The following is an 18,325-nucleotide window of genomic DNA, read 5'->3' on the forward strand; positions in this document are numbered from 1 at the left end:
TCGTGGTCGTCTCTGCTGATCAGGCGGCGGGCGTGCTCACCACGGTGCCGATCCTCTCACCACGCACCGCGCGGGCGATGTTGCCCTCGGTCAGCAGGTTGAACACGATGATCGGCATGTTGTTGTCCATGCAGAGGCTGAACGCGGTCGCGTCGGCGACCTTCAGCCCGCGCTCCAGCACCTCGCGGTGGGTGATCTCGGTGAACATCTTGGCGTCCGCGACCACCCTCGGGTCGGCGTCGTAGACGCCGTCGACGGCCTTGGCCATCAGCACCACGTCGCACCCGATCTCCAGCGCGCGCTGCGCTGCGGCGGTGTCGGTGGAGAAGTACGGCATGCCGACCCCGCAGCCGAAGATGACCACGCGGCCCTTCTCCAAGTGCCGCTCGGCGCGGCGCGGGATGTACGGCTCGGCGACCTGCCCCATGGTGATCGCCGTCTGCACGCGCGTGTCGATGCCCTCCTTCTCCAGGAAGTCCTGGAGGGCCAGGCAGTTCATGACCGTGCCGAGCATCGCCATGTAGTCGGCGCGGTCGCGGTCCATGCCGCGCTCGCTCAGCTCGGCGCCGCGGAAGAAGTTGCCGCCGCCGATCACCACGGAGGTCTGCACCCCGCTGCGCACGACATCGGCGATCTGGCGGGCCACGGTGTAGACGACGTCGGGGTCGACGCCGATCTCCCCGCCGCCGAACATCTCGCCGCCCAGCTTGAGCAGCACCCGGCGGAAACCGGTCTCCGTCACGTCAGAGCCTCCTCGTGACTATGCCCCGCCCGCGACGCCGCGGGCGGGGCATACCCTAAACCCCTGGCCTGGTCTCAGGCCTGGCCGACCTCGAACCGGGCGAAGCGGGTCACGCTGACACCGGCCTCGTCCAGGATCGCCTTGACGGACTTCTTCGAGTCCTGCACCGAGGACTGCTCCAGCAGGACGACGTCCTTGTAGAAGCCGTTCACCCGGCCCTCGACGATCTTGGGCAGCGCACCCTCGGGCTTGCCCTCCTCGCGGGCGGTCTCCTCGGCGATGCGGCGCTCGGCGGCGACCACGTCGGCGGGCACCTCGTCGCGGGTGACGTAGCGCGGCTTCATGGCGGCGATCTGCATGGCCGCGGCGCGGGCCGCGTCCTCGTTGTCGCCGGTGTACTCGACCAGCACGCCGACCGCCGGGGGCAGGTCGGAGGAGCGCTTGTGCAGGTAGGTGCTGACGTTGCCGTCGTAGTTGACGACGCGGCGCAGCTCCAGCTTCTCGCCGATCTTGGCCGAGAGCGCCTGCACGGCGTCGCCCACGGTGCCGCCGTCCAGCTCGGCCGCCTTGAGAGCGTCGAGCTCGGTGGCCTTGGCGGTCTTGGCCGCCTCCAGGATGCGGGCGGCCAGCTGCTGGAACTCGTCGTTCTTGGCGACGAAGTCCGTCTCGCAGTTCAGCTCGACCAGGACGCCGTCAGCGGCGGCCACGAGACCCTGGGCGGTGGCGCGCTCGGCGCGCTTGCCCACGTCCTTGGCGCCCTTGATGCGCAGCAGCTCGACGGCCTTCTCGAAGTCGCCGTCGGACTCCGCCAGCGCCTTCTTGCAGTCCATCATGCCTGCACCGGTCATGTCCCGGAGCCGCTTCACGTCGGCCGCGGTGAAGTTCGACATCGTGCGTTCGTTCCTTACACGCGTTGATGGGGACGACGCCGCTGCTCTGTCGGCTGGGCGTCGCATGGCAGCCGCGCCGGGCCCGCGGGTGTCCGCGGGCCCGGGCGGCGTTCGCTCAGTTCTCGGTGGTGGCGGCCGGAGCGGCCTCAGCCGCGGGGGCGGCGGCAGCGGGGGTGCTGTCGGCACCGGCCAGCAGCTCCTGCTCCCACTCCGGCAGCGGCTCGCTGCCGGCGACCTCGGGCTTCTCGGCACCGTTGGTGCGCGCGCCGGAGCGCGCCATCAGACCGGCGGCGACGGCCTCGGCGACGACCTTGGTCAGCAGCGCGGCCGAGCGGATCGCGTCGTCGTTGCCCGGGATCGGGTAGTCGACCTCGTCCGGGTCGCAGTTGGTGTCCAGGATCGCCACGATCGGGATGTTCAGCTTGCGCGCCTCGCCGACGGCGATGTGCTCCTTCTTGGTGTCCACGATCCACACGGCGGAGGGGACCTTCGCCATGTCGCGGATACCGCCGAGGGTGCGCTCCAGCTTGTCCTTCTCACGGGTGAGCATCAGGATCTCCTTCTTGGTGAGACCCTGGAAGCCACCGGTCTGCTCCATGGACTCCAGCTCCTTGAGGCGCTGGAGGCGCTTGTGCACGGTGGAGAAGTTGGTGAGCATGCCGCCCAGCCAGCGCTGGTTGACGAAGGGCATCCCGACCCGGCGCGCCTCGTGGGCGATCGCCTCCTGCGCCTGCTTCTTCGTGCCGACGAACATGATGCTGCCGCCGTGCGCGACCGTCTCCTTCACGAACTCGAAGGCCCGGTCGATGTAGGTCAGCGTCTGGCGCAGATCGATGATGTAGATGCCGTTGCGGTCGGTGAGGATGTACCGCTTCATCTTCGGGTTCCAGCGGCGGGTCTGGTGCCCGAAGTGCACGCCGGAATCCAGCAGCTGCTTCATGGTGACGACGGCCATGGCCGAAATCGCACCTCTCGGTAAGGCGCGCGCCGGTGGTGCACGGTGCGCGCGAACTCGGTTGTCGCGGCGGCCCCCTGGTGGAGCCGCCGCCCTGGTGCCGTGCGGGTCCCCGGACCCGCTGGTGTCACCACCACCGGGACCGCCGGGCACCCTTGCTCGCCTTGCGGCGGACGCACTGGCACGCGAAGTCACCCCGGGCAATTCCGGGGTGCGGGGAGAAGTGTACGCCGTTGCCTCTCACGTGCGTGAATCGGCAGCCGGCCCCGGTTGTCCACAGCCCGCGAATCCGCGTGGCCCCGCCCACCCCCACGCCGCGAACCTGGACACATGACCTCTGACCAGCCCAGATTCCGCCTGCTCTTCATCGTGGCCGCGATCGTCCTGATGACGGTCGCCGCCCCCGGCCTCGGCCTCGGCTTGAGCGCCGCTCCGGGCCCGCCCGCCTCCAGCTTCACCTGGCCGCTGGACCCGCCGCCGACGGTGAGCCGCCCGTTCGAGCAGCCGCCCGGTCCGTACGCGGCAGGCCACCGGGGCGTCGACCTGGTCGCCGAGCCCGGCGCCCGGGTGCTGGCGGCCGCGTCCGGAACCGTGGTGTTCGCCGGGCGGGTGGTGGACAGGGGCGTGGTGTCGATCCGCCACGGCCCGGCCCTGCGGAGCACGTACGAACCGCTGGAACCGTCGGTCGGGGTGGGTGAGGAGGTGGCGGCCGGGCAGGTGATCGGAACCCTGCTGGCCGGGCACCGGGGCTGCCCGGGACCGGCGTGCCTGCACTGGGGCCTGCGCAGAGGTGGGGCGTACCTGGACCCACTCCTCACCCTGACACCGCTGCGGGTGCGCCTCCTGCCGCACTAGAGCCGAAGTCCACCGCTCTGCCCAACCACGCACCCCGGCCCCACACGCCGACACGCTGCCGCCCGCCGTGCGGGCAGGGGGGGAAGGAGCCCGCCAACCGTCCACGATCTCCAGCACACAGGCGCAAGACGGCGGACACGCACGGCCGCGCCGCGCCCCGACATCGCTGTCCGCCATGCCGTCTGAGCGGCTCGGCGCCCCACGGTCCGCCATGGTTCTTGGCACACACGCGCAGATGCCCGCAGTCGGGTCCAGGCCCGCACCACCCACACCAGACCACGCCCGAGGCGGATACGTCGCCGTCCACCGCACGGGCGGGCTCGCTCAGACGTCCACGGTCTCCATGAGCTTGGCCCGCAGGCGCAGGACGGCTCGGGTGTGCAGCTGGCAGACCCGCGACTCGGTGACCCCGAGGACGCGGCCGATCTCGGCGAGAGTGAGGTTCTCGAAGTAGTAGAGGGTGACGACGATGCGGTCCCGCTCGGCGAGCTTGCCGATGGCGGCCGCGAGCTGGCGACGGTTGTCCTGGTCGACCAGGGTGGCCACCGGGTCGTCGGCGCGTTCGTCCTCCAGGATGTCGGCCAGCGAGGTGCTGCCGCGCCCGGCGGCGGCCAGCTCGTCGAGGGCGACCACGCTGGTCAGCTGCAGCTGGGCGTAGACCTCGCGCAGCTCGTGGAGGGAAAGCCCGAGTTCGTCGGCCAGCTCGGCGTCGGTCGGCGTCCGCTGGAGCTTCCCGCCGAGGCGCTCCATGGCGCGCTCGATCTCCCGGGCCCGTCCTCGGACGGTGCGCGGGACCCAGTCCTGCGCCCGCAGGTCGTCCAGGATGGCCCCCCGGATCCGCTGCATGGCATAGGTCTCGAACTTCAGCCCCCGCTCGGGCTCGAACTTCTCGATGGCGTCGACCAGTCCGAAGATCCCGGACTGGATCAGGTCCGAGACGTCGACGTGTGCGGGCAGCCCCGTTCCCACCCGGCCCGCCACGTACTTCACCAACGGCGCGTAGTGCAGCACCAGTCGATCCCGCAGCTCCTGAGCCCGCTGCTCGACCCCCTGGCCCTCCGGGGCCGCCCCACCCGACCCGGCGACGCCTTGACCGGACACCGCGCGGGCGTCCTCTTCCCGGTCCGGAACGCCCAGCGCCTCGGCACCCGGCTCCGCGCGGGTCGTGGCGCCACTGTCGTGGCCGCTCAGACCATTGGCGCCCGGGTTCCGCGGAGCCGCGGTGCGCTGCCCCGGCCTGCCTTTCGCGCGCTCGTTCTGACTGGTCAGGTGTTGGCCGTTCGAGGCCTGGCCGCGCGGTGCGTGCGCGCGCTGGCCACGGGCGGGCTTGGCCTGCGCGGGTTCCCCGTCGGCGGGTTCGGCCTGGGCGAGGCGGAGGGCCTCGGCGCGGTCGGCCTGGGCGCGCTGGACTTGGGCGCGCTGGTCGCCGTACTGGCGCCAGAGGGCGACGATGCCCGCTTCGACGTCGTCGGCGGTGCGGTGGTCGCCGGGCAGGACGCCCGCCGGGCGGGCCTGGCCGTTCAGCGGGGGGCCGGGTTCTGGCGTCATGGGTGTCCGCACACCTTCCCCGGTGTCATCGGGAGCGGGGATGGGTTCGGTCATGGATCGCCTTCAGCCGGTCGACGGTCACGTGAGTGTAAAGCTGGGTCGTTGACAGCGTAGCGTGACCAAGTAACTCCTGGACGCTACGAAGGTCAGCTCCCCCCTCCAACAGGTGCGTGGCCGCCGAATGCCGCAGCCCGTGCGGGCTCACACCCGGCGTGCCGGCCACCGCGTCGACGGCGTCCCGCACGATCCGCCGCACGCTTGCAGGCTGCAACCTGCCGCCACGGGCACCCAGCCACACTGCCGGCGGAGAGTAGTCCCGGGCAAGGGTTTGCCGTCCCTGATCGAGCCAGAGCCGAACGGCCGTGGCGGCGGGCGCGCCGAACGGCACGACCCGCTCCTTGCCGCCCTTGCCGAGCACCCGGACCAGCCGTTTAGCCAGATCGACATCGTCGACGTCGAGTCCGCACAGCTCAGCCACCCGCACCCCGGTGGCGTAGAGCAGCTCGACAATGGCGTGGTCACGCAGAGCAACTGGATCAAGCTGCTCGGCCCCCCGGGCCGACGCCGCCATCACCTCGGCGGCCTGGTCCTCCCGCAACACCGTCGGCAGCCGCCGCTCGCGCTTGGGCGCCACCAGCCGCAGCCCCGGATCGCCGGGCATCTCCCCCTGCCGATGCGCCCAGGCGGTGAACGTCCGCACCGCCGCGGCCCGCCGCCCCAGCGAGGCCCGCTCGGCCCCGCCGTCGCGCATTCGCGCCAACCACCCCCGCAACGTCCCCAACTCGATCCCCGCGACGCCCACGCCCAACCCCCGCGCGAACCCGAGCATCGACACCACATCGCCCACGTACGCCCGCACCGTGTGCTCCGACAACCCCCGCTCCAGCCCCAGATGCCGCTCGAACGCGTCGACAACCCGCCGGTCCGCCTCAGCCAGACCGGCCCGAACCGCTCGAACTCCATCCGCAGCCCCAGTACCCACCCCTCGACGCTGCGCCACCGACGCCCGCCGGTCAAGTACCGCCACGCGACAAACATCACCACTCCGCCACCTGACTCCGTTTCACGTTCCCGCTCCCCGAACCGCGGCTGAGCACGGTCGCGGCGTCTGCCTGCGAGGTGTGCGTCAGGCGCGCCTCCACCCCAGATCGGCCCGGGTGGCCAGGCCGGTGAGTTCCAGGTCGGCGAGGATGGCTCGGGTCCGGGTGAGGGGCACTCCGGATTCGGCGGCGATGGTGGTGTCGTCCCGCTCCTTTCGAGGGCGGAGGGCGTCGTGGACCCGGAGGGCCTCCGGGTTGAGGCCGTCGGTGGGGCGGCGGGGCGAGGCCGGGGGTTCGGCGAGGTGCTCTCCGATTCCCCCCGCGGCTTCCAGGACGTCGGCCACCGACTCCACCAGTTCGGCGGTTCCCGTCCGCAGCAGCGCGTGACACCCGACCGACTGCGCGGACGTGACCGGGCCCGGGACCGCGAGCACCCGCTTCCCCAGCGCGCCCGCTGACGACGCGGTGTTGCGGGAGCCACTGCGCCTGCCCGCCTCCACCACGACCGTCGCCGAGGTGAGCGCGGCGATCAGCCTGTTCCGCACCAGGAAGCGGTGTTTGGCGGCGGGCACCCCCGGCGGGTACTCGCTGACGATGAGACCGTGGTTCGCTATGTGCGCCAACAAAGTCGTGTGCGCGAGCGGATAAGCCACGTCGACTCCGCAGCCCAGCACCGCGATCGTGCGGCCCCGCACGGTCAACTCTGCTCCGTCTGGCCATGACAGGTTCCGGTGCGCGGCCAGCGCTCCGCGATGCGCGGCGGCATCGATGCCGAACGCGGCACCGGAGACAACGGTCATCCCAGCCGCCGCGAGACCGTGCCCGAAGTCGCCCGCCACATGCTCGCCGTACGCCGTCGCGGCCCGAGCACCGACGACGGCGACGGCACGTTCGAGCGAGTCGGCCAGCCCGACAGCCCCGCGCACCCACAGGGCAAGCGGTTGCGCCGCCCAACTGAGACCCCGCGCCATCGCGTTCCCCAGCGACAGCAGCGGCCACGACGGCCAGTCACGGTCCTCCGGGATCACCAGGCGCGCACCCGCCTCCCGCGCGGCGTGGGCCACCGCACCCACATCCACCACCTCCCGCCGCGCACTGGTCTCCTTCGCGACTTCACCGGGAACCGCCCCCGCCCGCACCCGCTCAGCGGCCTCCACCGGCCCAACCCGCCCGACGAAGGCCACCACCGCGGGCGCGGGCGGCTCCGCGACCGCGGCGAGGTAACAGCGGGCCGCGCGAACCTCATCCATGGGACACCTCAGAACCACGGCCGCGACACCTGAGGGCGGGGAGGGGAGTGGGCCCGGCTCGGTCGCGGAGTTGGAGAGCGGCATCCGCGTGGTCGGGACCGGACAAACCAGCCGGGGCGGCCGGTGCTTTCACCGCGCGGCGGCGAGGGAAGGCACCGACGAGTGCTGTGCCGGTTCGGAATGACTGGAGCTGGCGGGCGGACGGCGTTGCGGACATGGGGCGTCGGATCTCCTTTGACAGGTGGCGGTTGCGGGAAGGCGTGATCGATCGCGGAGCCGACGAGCGGCATCCGCACGATTGGGATTGGTCGAACCAGCCAGGACAGGTGGCTCGACAGCGTGGAGGTGCAGACGTGGAAGGGCTGCGGAGGCAGGTGTGGCGGTGGCGAACGGGGAAAGGGCGGTGGAGACAGGTGCAGCGGAGGCGGTAGCGGTGGAGGGTGAGGTGACGGGCGTGCAAAGGCGGTGAAGACAGGTACAGCGGGTGTGGCGGAGACGGCGGGTGTGGCGGTGGCGGGCGTGGCAGTGGCGGTGGCGGGCGTGGCAGTGGGCGGTGGCGGGCGTGGCAGTGGCGGTGGCGGGCGTGGCAGTGGCGGTGGCGGGCGTGGCAGTGGCGGTGGCGGGCGTGGCAGTGGCGGTGGCGGGCGTGGCAGTGGCGGGCGTGGCGGTGGGTGGGCAGTGCGGACTGGTGAGCGGGTGGGGTCAGCCTGGGGACATCTCGGGGCCGTAGTGGGGGTGGGGGCGGCGGGGGTGGGTGGGGGGTGTGGGGCCTACTCGGTCGCGGAACTGGAGGGCGGCGCCTACGTGGTCGGCGGTGGGGGCGGGGAGTTCGGCCAGGTCGGCGAGTGGTCGGGCGACTCGGAGGCAGCGGTCGGCGCCTCGGGCGGTGATGGCGCCCTGGGAGAGGGCTCGGTCTAGGAGGCGGGTGGCTTCGGGGGGTGGGGCGTGGTGGCGGCGGAGGGTGGAGCCGGGGACTTCGGCGTTGGTGTGCCAGCCGTGGGCGCGCCAGCGGTGGGTGGCTCGGGAGCGGGCGGCCAGTACTCGCTGGGCGACGACGGCGGAGGACTCGGGGGTGGTGTAGCCGGGCGGGTTGTAGTCGGAAGTGGGGTAGCCAGGAGTGCCGTAGTCGGAAGCGCTGTGGTCGGAAGTGCGGGAGCCGGAAGTGTTGTAGTCGGAAGCGCGGGAGCCGGGAGCGCTGTTGTCGGAAGTGCGGGAACCGGGAGCGCTGTTGTCCGATGTGCGGGAGCCGGGAGCGCTGTGGTCGGAAGTGCGGGAACCGGGAGCGCTGTAACCGGAGGTGCCGCCGTCGGAAGTGGTGCAGCCGGGGGTGACGGAGTGAGGGGTGGTGAAGTGGTGGGTCATGGTGGTGATGGCGGGGATGCGGATCTGGAGGTCGACGCGGTCCAGGAGGGGGCCGGAAAGTCTTGTTAGGTAACGCCTTCTGGCTACGGCGGTGCAGGTGCAGTCGCGGTCTTTGGCGGGGGCGCAGGGGCAGGGGTTGGTGGCCATGACCAGTTGGCAGGCGGCGGGGTAGCGGACCACGCCGTCTCGGCGGGCCAGGCGGATCTCGCCCTCTTCGAGGGCGGTGCGGAGGCATTCGAGGCGGTCGGCGGGGAACTCGCAGACCTCGTCCAGTGATCGACTATCCACCCTCGGAATGGTACAATTAGGACATAACGGAGATCGACAGTTATGGATCACTTGCCATCCGGGAAGCAGCGCACCCACATCGTCGCGTTCGACTACGCCCGGCTCAGCCGCGACAAGAACGGGTTGAGCGAGAACGTCAACATCCAGCACGGCGAGAGCCGTGACTTCATCGCCGATCAAGGCTGGGAGCACGGCGGCAGCCGTGAGGACAACGACATCAGCGCATCGCGGTTCGGCACCAAGGTGCGCGAGGGCTACCAGCTACTGCTCAAGAACATACTGTCAGTGCCCGACCGAGACGACGCCCAAGTCAAGGTCATGATCGTGGTGACGGAGATGCCTCGGCTCTACCGCCAGGTCGAGGAACTGCTCCCACTGATCAAGTTGGCCGAGCACTCCAAGCTCAGCGGCATCTGGACGACCGACGGCGAGGGCTACGACCTCTCCACCCCCGAGGGCATCCACCGGGCGATCGGCGCAGTCAACAACGCCATGCTCGAATCGAACCGAGCATCAGTCCGCCAGCGCCGCAAGAAGAAGGCCCAAGCCGCCCAGGGCAAGTTCCTCGGCACCGAACGCCGCTACGGCTACGAGGGGGCTGTAAAGAACGAGCACGGCTACATCCTCAACCGTGGGCGCATTGGCGTTGCCGAGGTGCCGCACGAGATCGCCAACCTGGAAGACTGGTTTACCCGCCTCATCGCTGGCGAGACAGCGTGGAGCATCGTCCAGGACAGCAACCGGCTGGGGATTCCTGCTCCCCGAGGGGGCAAATGGACTGCCGGCAACTTCAACCGCCTCATCACCAGGGAGAGCTACGTCGTCTTTGACCCAATAGGTCACCCCTCGTCGTGCCCATGCCTTCAGAACCGCGAGGACGGGGGCACGCTTGTTCACACCACCAGCGGCACGCGCCACCGCGGCGAGTGGCGAGGCTTGATCACACGCGATCGCCACGAACTGCTGATGAGCGTCTTGAGCGCGCGTTCTCAGGGATGGGAGAGGGGGCTGGCTCGCGGCCGTCGCTATCTACTGAGCGGTCTTACCCGGTGTGGCGGCACACATGAGGACGAGCCATGCCTGGCAGTGATGTACGGCAACGGGCGTTCAATTGGGCAGGGCTACCAACGTCGCTACCGCTGCAAGTCCTTCGATAATCACGGCAGCCGCGTCGGCTGCGGCAAGGTCTTCCGTGATGCCGATGCCCTGGAAGCCTTCGTCACCGAAGCAGTGCTCTACCGGCTGGACTCGCAGAGTCTCCACGACACGCTGAGCAGGCAAACATCCGACGACACCACCACCGCGCTCACCAGCAGGCTCACGGCCCTACGGCAGCGTCGAGCCCTCATCCAGCGGCAGTACGCCCTCGGCGAGTTGGAGAGCCTCGACGACTACAAGTTGATGCTGGCCGAGCTGGATAGCGCCATCGAGGCGTCAACAGCCGAGCTGCGCAACCAACAAGACGCGCGTGTGAGCGCGCTCCTGCCGGAGGGAGGCAACATCCGCGAAGTTTGGGAGGCGCGAGACCTGGCCTGGCGACGCAGCATCCTCGGCCTGCTCATCGAGCAGATCATCGTCCTACCGGGTCACCCAGGCGGGATGATGTGGAACGGGTACCGCTTCAACCCTGCCTTCATAGAGATTGAGTGGAAGTACTAGCAAGATCCAGCACCCAATCTCAGCACCATGAATGATCAAAGGTGACCTTCAGGCGACCAACTATTCCACCATATGCAGCGCGACTGCCGCGTCATATGGTGATGGAGCGGGTCAGTCCGATCAAACCGCACATCCGCCGCAGGTGTCAGCGACTTCCCTCCGTCGCTGACACCTGGCGCGGAACGAACCGCCCACCAGGCAACGAGAATCTCTGGTTCGGATAGCGAGTGCGGTAATGGTAACAGCCATTGTTATACCTACCGATCCAAAGCAGCCGATACGCCAGCAGAAGTTGAACCTGCACGACGTGGACGCCTACCGCCAGATTGTGGGTGGGCCGCTGGAGGTGGTGCCGCTGGGTCGCCCTGAGTCCAGCTTGTACTTCCACGAGGAGGGGAAGCTGGAACGGTTGCCGGTCAATGCGCGGGCCACGGCACTCCTGTGGGTGCATAACAGCGCGTTCCGGGGCCGAGATGTGATTGCCGGTCCAGCGATGGTGCTGGGTCCGGTCGACCACATGGGCTACGAAATGTCGGCGCCTGCCGACTTGATCGACCTGCTCTTCAGGGCGACTCGTTTGCGCGTGGAGGTGCGCGTGCAAGGCGAGCATGCTTGGCAGCGCAACGAAGCAGTGCTTCCGGATTGGTATGAGGCGTACCGGCAAGCCATCATCCTCGCTCGGGCGTGGACCCTGGCTGAGGAAGTACGCGTCGTGCCAGAGCTCGACGGACAACTACGGGACGCCTGGTTCCGGGCGGGACAGGAGAACCGTTGGATCCGAGCAGCCACTGACCCACCGTTCACGCTGGCCAGCTTCACGGGCTGCTTCAGCATCGAAGAGCTGGAGGAGCAGCTAACGGCGGCGGCCTGGTGCGTGGGCACGGCCTTCTACTACCGCGATCTGTGCTTGATCCAGCAGGTCGACGGTGGCGATGAGTGGCTGGTGATCCGGCACGGGGTGCCGTTCGAGAGCTTGACGGTTGGCCCGCTGATCGAAACGGGCAGGTTCACCGAGCTAGTGCGGCGGTTCCTCGCAGCTTCGAAGGAGCAGTGCGAGGGGTTGACCTACTAGCTTCAACGCCCATCACCTGGGAGATCTTCCCGGGTGGTGGGCACACAACCACAAAACCAAAGAGTATGAACAAGCCGTTCGAAGGCATCGACGCATGATGACTCAGAAGCACACATTTCAAGCTACGTGGGGGAGGCCAGAGTAAAGATCACTTGGGATCGTGCTTGCCAATTTCGTTAACAGCGTCGAAGAAGTCATCCAGACTCAGTTGAGGCTCCCCAGGGGTAGACGACCAAGTATGAGTCTCCACTTGGTACCCCGACACATCTCTCATTGCAGGCCCAACTTGGGAATCTCTCGTCGAGCTACCTCTTAAAACCATGGTAACGCCTTTCCCTAAAGATCTTAACTTCGACTTGTTTCGCTTGACTTCGCTTACTTCGTCCGGCTTGGTCCCACAATTGTAGCGTTCTCCTCGTTCCATCACATCCTCTCAAGTTGCTAATATTACGGCCGTAGTGTATCAACTAAACACACTCCTGTACATATCTCAAGGTCAATCTAGGGGTTTCACCAGAAGGTGGGAGTACTGCCACGTCCGGATGAAACATAGGTACGCAATGTAACTTGCGTTGACGAACGCTGCGGCAACAGCAGCTGCCCACGCCACATCTGTGATTCCGAAGAAGGACACATCGCTAGGCAGCTGGGGCCAATTGTATGAAGGGTTGACCCTGTGCAGCATGAACAGTCCAGTCCCCACGATCGACAGAAGAGCCGTCACCGTCATGCTCAACCGCGCAGAAAGTGTTCCTTCCAAGAGCTTCCTCGATGGTGAATCAAACCCAAGCCAAGTCGCCGCCAACGCTGGGAAAGCAAGGAGGAAAGCCGCAGCGTCCGTGCCTGGGTCCGCGTGTCTCGAACTAACGAAACCCACGAGCCAAAGTACAAATAGGCCAGCCATCGCTGTAAGAGTTGCTCGAAATACCGAGCCTGGAGGCACCTCGAAGAAGTGTAGCCTTACCATAGGCTTCTCTTCCGGCCCAAATGCCGGCATGAAGCGCGAGTAGAAATGCATGTGGGGCTGACCTAGGCGACGACGAAAACGGCAGTGCGGCATTGTCGGCGCTTTCTCGGCAGTGCGCTTTAGGATATCGTCCAAGCCCACCACTTCCTGCCGCGCAAGGTAAAGATCATTGGGTGCATGAACATGGAGATGATAGCTCTCACATGTCGAAGCATTGGCGATATCGAGGTTGAGAGCGACAGGCCGCGCTCCGAAAAGAAGGCGAAAGAAACCTCCCACCGACCACCGCTGCTTACTTCCAGTGCGCGCAAACTTGACGGCGGGAGTGAAGGTGAAACTATAGCGGAACTTGTGATGACGTCCAGCCGCATTCTTCACCCGCACAACGAGCGCATATTTGCTGGTCAGTTGCCGTACAAACAGGACTGCGACAGTGCGCAGCGCAGGAGCGGCGTCTGCCAACTTCGCAATCTCATCAGCGCCACTGTAATCGACCGGGACCGGGTTTCGGGTATCCGTTCGCCGAACGATTGCATGCAAGGCCATCAGTTCTGCTTTCGCCGCAGCTTCAGGCAGATCAGCGCCTTCTGGGAGTCTGTAAGCGGCGAGCAGCAGGCGACGCAGAACTCGAGCGACCAGTGACAGATACTGTCGATACGACAGCCAAGTGACACCCTCGCCGCTGATCTCCTGCATCTGAAAGTCATCAAGAAGGTCACCCTTCTTGTTGACTATAACTGGAAGATAGACCTCAGCATCATCGCGTTGAACCTCCAAGCGCCTTGGGATCTCAATGTCGACTGTCGCCGTCCTCAGCAACGTACGTCGATCCGGAGTGTACTCTTCCACTACGCGACGCCTAAATTGCTCCGGACGACCGATAGCCGTAGCGAAAACCTTAGCTTGATCAGCGTCAATCTCTTTCAGATTCTTCAAGTTCTTAGCTTCTTCTTGAAGCTCTGCCGCTCTACCGTCTGGAACTTGATGGAAACTGAATGGAACCTTTGGCTTTGCAATGAACGGCTTACGGAAGAAGAAGTTCGTGTGAATCGCCAAGAGAGCGAGCCAGAGCGCCGACAGTAGCGCGAAGTTCTGCCAGCCGCTCCCCGAGTCGCGAACGACTGAAGTAACGACAAGCGCGTTGATTAGCGAAAGGGCCAGCAAAAGGGCCAGTGAAACAAACTTCAATATTGACCTCAACAGCTTCAAACCCTTCAGCATCTTCGCGGCTATCTAGTACTACGTCATCACGTGCCTGCCTACCGTTAACCAGGCCCTTCCAAGTTCACCCGGTTGGTCCAATAGTCGAACGTTTGTCAGATCCACCGCACTTCACCCGTCCAGTTCGTCAAAGTTGATGAGAAATCCTCATAAATGGGTCGCATGACGCCGGTTGGCAACAAACGCGAGTCGCGCATCAGGGAAGAGACGCCAGAGCAATCGAGAACAAGCGACTTCAGCCGTTTGGCGGAGTTCACTACTCCATTAAGTGGTTCGTGACTCTTCGGATACCAGCAAACCAGATGAAGCGCGCGCTGCCGAAGCCTGAGATGTCGTGTGTGACGACAAGGGGAGGTTGTTGCGCGGACAGCGCCAAAGAGGGGCTGTAACAGGCAAGCGGATCAAGTTGCAGACAAGAAGGTCGAGTGCCGAGCGGAACGGCGGCGCACCAGTCGATGGCGGGTCCGTCACAAGTTCCTAGCTGCCGGTGGTCAGGCTGGCAGATGTATGGAGCGAGATCACCATGCGCCCACCAGCCAGTCAAGGTGCACTACAGCAACCCCACCCGTCGGCGCAACCGATCCCAGTTTGAGGCGCCATGACCATGGCCATGACCTCAACTCCCCCAGGGCGAAGGCTACTCACTTCACTTCTTCCCCGCTCAGCTTGCCCGGTCAGTCAAACGCCGCGGTGACGCCAGGATCGTGACGACCGCTATCGCGGTCGCGTCCTCAACCATCAGGGGAACATTGTTCTCCTTTACCGAGCGTTCGAGCCATAAACGCAACGTGTCCTGGTCACGCTCGCTAATGAGGTCGAGTCTTTGGCTTGGATCACTCTTCCGCCGACTGGTTGCATCCATACACGAAGTCCTGCTTACTACCTTGCATTATGACACAACCTTCAACCAAAAGCACGACGTAGAGAGTTCACCGCAAACAGGCTGCCCATTGCAACTAGCGCGCGACACCTACAGAGACGATCAATTCCACCATATGCAGGCACGCCACGATGCGTCATAAGTAGAGGTATCACCAAGGCAACCGTCTTGGAGATAGCCCTCCTACATTTCGTGGAGCCAACGTGGCAATCGTGCAACGCAAGATCAGCGATATCACGGGCGAGGAGGCGGCCGAAGCCGACTTCGTGACGCTCATCGTCCGCCAGCACCCCAAGGTTGACCAGCCGAAGCGGCTGGACGCCTTGCCGAGCGAGCTGGACCAGCTCAAGCCGGTGGGTGATCTGGTGGTGGTTGAAGTCCGCCGGCCGGACACCTCGGTTGACGAGGTCTACGTCCGCTACGCCGACTTCGCCAAGCTCATCCCGGACAGCGTCGTGGACGGCGCTCCGGGAACCAAGGGCCGAATCCCGGGGACGCGGATCAACGGCAAGCACTGACTTCGGCTCCACCCGCCCTCGCTGAGCAACGCCCACCACGGGCAGCTCAGCGAGGGCACTCAACATCATCATCTACGCACCCGAGCGCCAGAGACCCCTGGTGGCTTTGCTGTGCCCTAAACAGGAACCACTCACATGATCGACTCCCCCACCCTGCATGTATCGCTCAATGCCCGCGACCGCGCGGTACTGACCTCCCTCGAACAGGCTCGTCTGCTGACCATGGCTCACGTCCAACGCCTGCACGTTACGGACGGCTCGCCGCTGAGCAACGTTCAACGGACGCAGGCGTTGTTACGTCGCCTCCACCAACTCGGCCTGGTGCAACGGGTCGCCAGATTGCATGGCGACCGTCAAGTGGGGTCGCGAGGCACCGTCTACGGGCTGAGCCATCTAGGCTTGGCGGTCTTGTTCGCTCCGGCAGCTCCGCCACGGCCCGCCCGCCGCTTGTGGGCACGGCGCCCCTTCTTCCATCTGCACTTACTGGCGGTCTCGGACCTCTACGTCGCACTGCGCGAGCAAGCGGCAGTCGATGTGTTGGAGTTCCAGCCTGAGCCACGGTGCTGGCGGACCTTCACGTTGGCTGGCGAACTGCGCACACAACTACGACCGGACGCTTTGGTGCGGCTGGCCAAAGGCCACCGGACGAACCGCTGGTTCGTCGAGGTGGACCGCGGCACAGAGGGCCTGGGCGTGATCCGCCGGAAGTGTCAGCGGTACCTGTCGTACGAGCACACGGGCCTGGAGCAGGTAGAGCATCACGCGTTCCCTCAGGTGTTGTGGCTGGTGCCGAGCCAGCAACGAGCCGCTCAGGTCAAGCAGGTGGTAGACCAGCTACAACCGCAGATGGCACCTGTATTCGTGGTAAGCCGACTTCAGGACATCAGCGATGCCCTGTAGTGAAATGGTCAACGTTGGTCGCGCACCGCCAACAGGGGGACGTCTACCTCGACAACACCTTTGACAACGCTCGGCACATTCAGTGCGTATGTTGCCAGCTAGCGGCAATCCTTGTATAGATTGCCGGGGTGCGTATCACTAGTTCAAGTTATAATCGGAGATATAAGTATGAGTACAAGTATGACCCAAGCTGTTAGCCCGACTGTTTACACTGTTCCCGAAGCTGCCGCCACGTTGCGGATCAGCAAGCACACGATCTACAAGTTAATCCGCTCGCGAGAGTTGGAGTCAATCCAGATCCGTCGCCGCCGGTTAGTGCCAGTGGCAGCGGTGCAAGATTACATAAGCCGGTTGGGCGATGAGTCGCTTGCGTAATGGCAGGACGACGCGCCAATGGCGAGGGGACGATCTACCAGCGCAGCAGTGATGGCCGCTGGGAAGCGGCGGTCTACGCACCCACAACTGGTGGCACGCAGAAGCGAGTGCACCTGTACGGGAAAACGCGACAAGAAGTGCATGGCAAGCTGGTGGAACTAAAATCGAAGATCAGCAAAGGTGAAGCGGTGAGCGAAAGGTCGTGGACACTCTCCCAGTACCTCGATTACTGGCTAGAGCAGGTTGTACGACCCAATCGACAGCCAGCGACTTACGCACAATGTGAAACCATAGTGCGCCTCTACCTGAGGCCGGACCTCGGAAGTATTCGACTGCATCGACTTTCAACACCGACGCTTCAGGCGTACGTGAACCAACTCATCGCGGACGGCCACTCTGTACCAAAGGTTCAAGTTGTACGGAAAGTGCTGAGTTCGGCGCTCACCCGCGCTTTGCGGGACGAGGTCATCACTCGTAACGTCGCTCGTCTTGTCGAGTTTCCGACCTACCAAGCTGCGCAAGCACAACACTGGACCTCCGCTGAGGCACGTCGCTTCCTAGTAGCCGCTAAGGAAAGTCGACTCTACCCTGCGTTCGTCCTCATCGTTCTGTATGGACTTCGCAGAGGCGAGGTGCTCGGCTTGCGTTGGCAAGACGTAAGATTGGAAGCCAATGAACTACACATTTGTCAGCAGGTCCAACGAATCAGGCGAGCACTTGTCGTTGGTCAAGTGAAGACCAGGGCCAGCAACCGTGTGCTTCCTTTGCTCCGGCTGGCACGAAAAGTACTTGAGTCACACGCCAGCGAATCTGACGGTGAGTTGCTTTTCACCAGCAGGACTGGCGGCCCGCTTGAGCCAAAGACGTTTGTAAAGGAGTTCAAGCGCGTCTGCGGACGAGCCGGCGTAACAGGTATCCGAGTGCACGATGTTCGCCACACCACTGCAACGCTTCTGAAGGACTTAGGCATCCCGGTGCGAGACACACAACTGATACTCGGACACGCACGCGTATCTACGACGCAAGAGATCTACCAACATGACGATATTGGTACACGCCGTCTGTCGTTGGAGCGAATAGAAAGACTGCTCACTGCGAGTGAGCCAGAAGTAGAGGCTGACGGCGACCGTTGCCGTCAGAACTGTCGTCAAACCGCTGTCAGACGCCTTCTTAAGACGGCTGCTAACAGTGGTGCGGGTTGGGGGACTCTAACCCCCGGCCTCTTCCATGGCAAAACCGTCGAAGCAACTCTTTTAGACCGCATTACCTCTGTTAAGGAGACTATGCGGGTACGCCTAGGTCGCTGGATTCTTGGCTGCGTTGCCGTCAGCGTTGCCGTCAACACTGACGGAATGTATGAAGTGGATCGAACCTCTCGACCTGCGGACCAGCGAGATACCGCATGGCCGACACTTGGCTAGATTGAATAACACCTGCAATAGCCGTTCCGTCCTACTTGCCACGCATCCGGTCAACCTCCTGCTGTATAGCTTGGTCAATCTCAGTTACCATCGCTGTGATTTTGTCCTCGATCGGCTCCATAGCATCTTCCAAATCGGCAAACTTCGAGAACGCACTCAGTTCGTCTTCTTCGTTGGTAAGCGCATCCGACTGCTCTCGCCATCGCGTCAGGCTCTCGTCGGTAACTGGAGGCGAGGAAGCCATGATCACAGCCTGGTGAGTTCAGGCGGTGGAAGCATGTGATGCGAGGAGTTCGGTGAATACCTCGCTGGGTTTCTTCCAGTCGTGGATCTTACGGGGTCGGTCGTTGATCTCGGCGGCGATGGCGGCCATGTAGCGGGG

The 18,325-nt window shown here is 65.0% G+C and carries 15 protein-coding genes and 3 pseudogenes; 7 read left to right on the forward strand and 11 right to left on the reverse strand.

The features are described from left to right. Positions 1 to 19: 19 nt before the first annotated feature. The 3 genes from pyrH to rpsB all read right to left on the reverse strand — a co-directional run bounded on the left by pyrH (position 20) and on the right by rpsB (position 2,587). A complete protein-coding gene (gene pyrH / locus ACFPM7_RS20125) occupies positions 20 to 742 on the reverse strand; it encodes a UMP kinase (protein ID WP_378249205.1) in 723 nt (240 codons plus the stop codon). Positions 743 to 816: 74 nt separating this feature from the next. Beyond that, positions 817 to 1,632: a translation elongation factor Ts gene (gene tsf, locus ACFPM7_RS20130; protein WP_378249206.1), complete on the reverse strand. Its 816-nt coding sequence runs from the start codon at positions 1,630 to 1,632 to the stop codon at positions 817 to 819. A gap of 115 nt (positions 1,633 to 1,747) precedes the next feature. Next, positions 1,748 to 2,587: a 30S ribosomal protein S2 gene (rpsB, locus tag ACFPM7_RS20135; RefSeq protein ID WP_378249207.1), complete on the reverse strand. Its 840-nt coding sequence runs from the start codon at positions 2,585 to 2,587 to the stop codon at positions 1,748 to 1,750. 330 nt (positions 2,588 to 2,917) lie between these two features. Between rpsB and ACFPM7_RS20140 the strand changes: the two genes are divergently transcribed. Continuing rightward, positions 2,918 to 3,442 carry a M23 family metallopeptidase gene (locus ACFPM7_RS20140; RefSeq protein WP_378249208.1) on the forward strand — a complete coding sequence of 175 codons (525 nt, stop codon included), beginning with the start codon at positions 2,918 to 2,920 and terminating at the stop codon, positions 3,440 to 3,442. 324 nt (positions 3,443 to 3,766) lie between these two features. Here ACFPM7_RS20140 and ACFPM7_RS20145 read toward each other — a convergent pair whose 3' ends face one another. The 5 genes and pseudogenes from ACFPM7_RS20145 to ACFPM7_RS20165 form a co-directional block, all read right to left on the reverse strand. Further along, positions 3,767 to 4,543: a FliA/WhiG family RNA polymerase sigma factor gene (locus tag ACFPM7_RS20145; protein WP_378249227.1), complete on the reverse strand. Its 777-nt coding sequence runs from the start codon at positions 4,541 to 4,543 to the stop codon at positions 3,767 to 3,769. 472 nt (positions 4,544 to 5,015) lie between these two features. Further along, positions 5,016 to 5,972 (reverse strand): tyrosine recombinase XerC, encoded by a 957-nt coding sequence (locus ACFPM7_RS20150; RefSeq protein WP_378249228.1) that lies wholly within the window; start codon positions 5,970 to 5,972, stop codon positions 5,016 to 5,018. A 144-nt stretch (positions 5,973 to 6,116) separates the two neighbouring features. Continuing rightward, on the reverse strand, positions 6,117 to 7,280 hold the full coding sequence (gene dprA, locus ACFPM7_RS20155; RefSeq protein WP_378249209.1) for a DNA-processing protein DprA: 1,164 nt from the start codon (positions 7,278 to 7,280) through the stop codon (positions 6,117 to 6,119). Between the two features lie 774 nt (positions 7,281 to 8,054). Next, positions 8,055 to 8,351 (reverse strand): annotated as a pseudogene (locus ACFPM7_RS20160) (magnesium chelatase subunit ChlI family protein); the annotation flags it as partial. A 279-nt stretch (positions 8,352 to 8,630) separates the two neighbouring features. Further along, positions 8,631 to 8,915: pseudogene (locus ACFPM7_RS20165) on the reverse strand (ATP-binding protein); the annotation flags it as partial. A 57-nt stretch (positions 8,916 to 8,972) separates the two neighbouring features. On the opposite strand from ACFPM7_RS20165, the gene ACFPM7_RS20170 reads away from it, so the two are divergent. Both ACFPM7_RS20170 and ACFPM7_RS20175 read left to right on the forward strand, forming a co-directional pair. Then, positions 8,973 to 10,589, forward strand: coding sequence for a recombinase family protein (locus tag ACFPM7_RS20170; RefSeq protein ID WP_378249210.1), 1,617 nt, complete (start codon positions 8,973 to 8,975; stop codon positions 10,587 to 10,589). A 235-nt stretch (positions 10,590 to 10,824) separates the two neighbouring features. Beyond that, positions 10,825 to 11,661, forward strand: a complete 837-nt coding sequence (locus ACFPM7_RS20175; RefSeq protein WP_378249211.1) for a DUF3846 domain-containing protein — start codon at positions 10,825 to 10,827, stop codon at positions 11,659 to 11,661. Positions 11,662 to 12,157: 496 nt separating this feature from the next. Here the strand turns inward: ACFPM7_RS20175 and ACFPM7_RS20180 are convergent, their stop codons facing one another. Beyond that, entirely contained in the window at positions 12,158 to 13,849 is a 1,692-nt protein-coding gene (locus ACFPM7_RS20180; protein ID WP_378249212.1) for a hypothetical protein, read from the reverse strand. 1,092 nt (positions 13,850 to 14,941) lie between these two features. Between ACFPM7_RS20180 and ACFPM7_RS20185 the strand changes: the two genes are divergently transcribed. The 4 genes from ACFPM7_RS20185 to ACFPM7_RS20200 all read left to right on the forward strand — a co-directional run bounded on the left by ACFPM7_RS20185 (position 14,942) and on the right by ACFPM7_RS20200 (position 17,943). After that, positions 14,942 to 15,247: a hypothetical protein gene (locus tag ACFPM7_RS20185; RefSeq protein ID WP_378249213.1), complete on the forward strand. Its 306-nt coding sequence runs from the start codon at positions 14,942 to 14,944 to the stop codon at positions 15,245 to 15,247. Between the two features lie 135 nt (positions 15,248 to 15,382). Then, positions 15,383 to 16,147, forward strand: coding sequence for a replication-relaxation family protein (locus ACFPM7_RS20190; RefSeq protein WP_378249214.1), 765 nt, complete (start codon positions 15,383 to 15,385; stop codon positions 16,145 to 16,147). A 180-nt stretch (positions 16,148 to 16,327) separates the two neighbouring features. Continuing rightward, positions 16,328 to 16,522, forward strand: a complete 195-nt coding sequence (locus ACFPM7_RS20195) for a helix-turn-helix domain-containing protein (protein ID WP_378249215.1) — start codon at positions 16,328 to 16,330, stop codon at positions 16,520 to 16,522. Continuing rightward, on the forward strand, positions 16,522 to 17,943 hold the full coding sequence (locus tag ACFPM7_RS20200) for a tyrosine-type recombinase/integrase (RefSeq protein ID WP_378249216.1): 1,422 nt from the start codon (positions 16,522 to 16,524) through the stop codon (positions 17,941 to 17,943). Before ACFPM7_RS20195 ends, ACFPM7_RS20200 begins: the two co-directional genes overlap by 1 nt. Before the next feature lie 31 nt (positions 17,944 to 17,974). On the opposite strand, the gene ACFPM7_RS20205 is transcribed toward ACFPM7_RS20200, so the two are convergent. Further along, the gene (locus tag ACFPM7_RS20205; protein ID WP_378249217.1) at positions 17,975 to 18,187 is read right to left on the reverse strand and encodes a hypothetical protein; all 213 of its coding nucleotides are present in this window, start codon (positions 18,185 to 18,187) and stop codon (positions 17,975 to 17,977) included. Between the two features lie 18 nt (positions 18,188 to 18,205). Then, positions 18,206 to 18,325: pseudogene (locus ACFPM7_RS30405) on the reverse strand (IS30 family transposase); the annotation flags it as partial.

The sequence above is a fragment of the Actinokineospora guangxiensis genome (genome assembly GCF_042657845.1).
Taxonomy (GTDB): domain Bacteria; phylum Actinomycetota; class Actinomycetes; order Mycobacteriales; family Pseudonocardiaceae; genus Actinokineospora; species Actinokineospora guangxiensis.

Bases quoted from the DNA above. Each gene is read 5' to 3' on its own strand.
- tsf (WP_378249206.1), bottom strand. From the start codon at position 1,632: ATGTCGAACTTCACCGCGGCCGACGTGAAGCGGCTCCGGGACATGACC.
- rpsB (WP_378249207.1), bottom strand. From the start codon at position 2,587: ATGGCCGTCGTCACCATGAAGCAGCTGCTGGATTCCGGCGTGCACTTC.
- ACFPM7_RS20140 (WP_378249208.1), top strand. From the start codon at position 2,918: ATGACCTCTGACCAGCCCAGATTCCGCCTGCTCTTCATCGTGGCCGCG.
- dprA (WP_378249209.1), bottom strand. From the start codon at position 7,280: ATGGATGAGGTTCGCGCGGCCCGCTGTTACCTCGCCGCGGTCGCGGAG.
- ACFPM7_RS20170 (WP_378249210.1), top strand. From the start codon at position 8,973: ATGGATCACTTGCCATCCGGGAAGCAGCGCACCCACATCGTCGCGTTC.
- ACFPM7_RS20175 (WP_378249211.1), top strand. From the start codon at position 10,825: ATGGTAACAGCCATTGTTATACCTACCGATCCAAAGCAGCCGATACGC.
- ACFPM7_RS20180 (WP_378249212.1), bottom strand. From the start codon at position 13,849: ATGCTGAAGGGTTTGAAGCTGTTGAGGTCAATATTGAAGTTTGTTTCA.
- ACFPM7_RS20190 (WP_378249214.1), top strand. From the start codon at position 15,383: ATGATCGACTCCCCCACCCTGCATGTATCGCTCAATGCCCGCGACCGC.
- ACFPM7_RS20195 (WP_378249215.1), top strand. From the start codon at position 16,328: ATGACCCAAGCTGTTAGCCCGACTGTTTACACTGTTCCCGAAGCTGCC.
- ACFPM7_RS20200 (WP_378249216.1), top strand. From the start codon at position 16,522: ATGGCAGGACGACGCGCCAATGGCGAGGGGACGATCTACCAGCGCAGC.
- ACFPM7_RS20205 (WP_378249217.1), bottom strand. From the start codon at position 18,187: ATGGCTTCCTCGCCTCCAGTTACCGACGAGAGCCTGACGCGATGGCGA.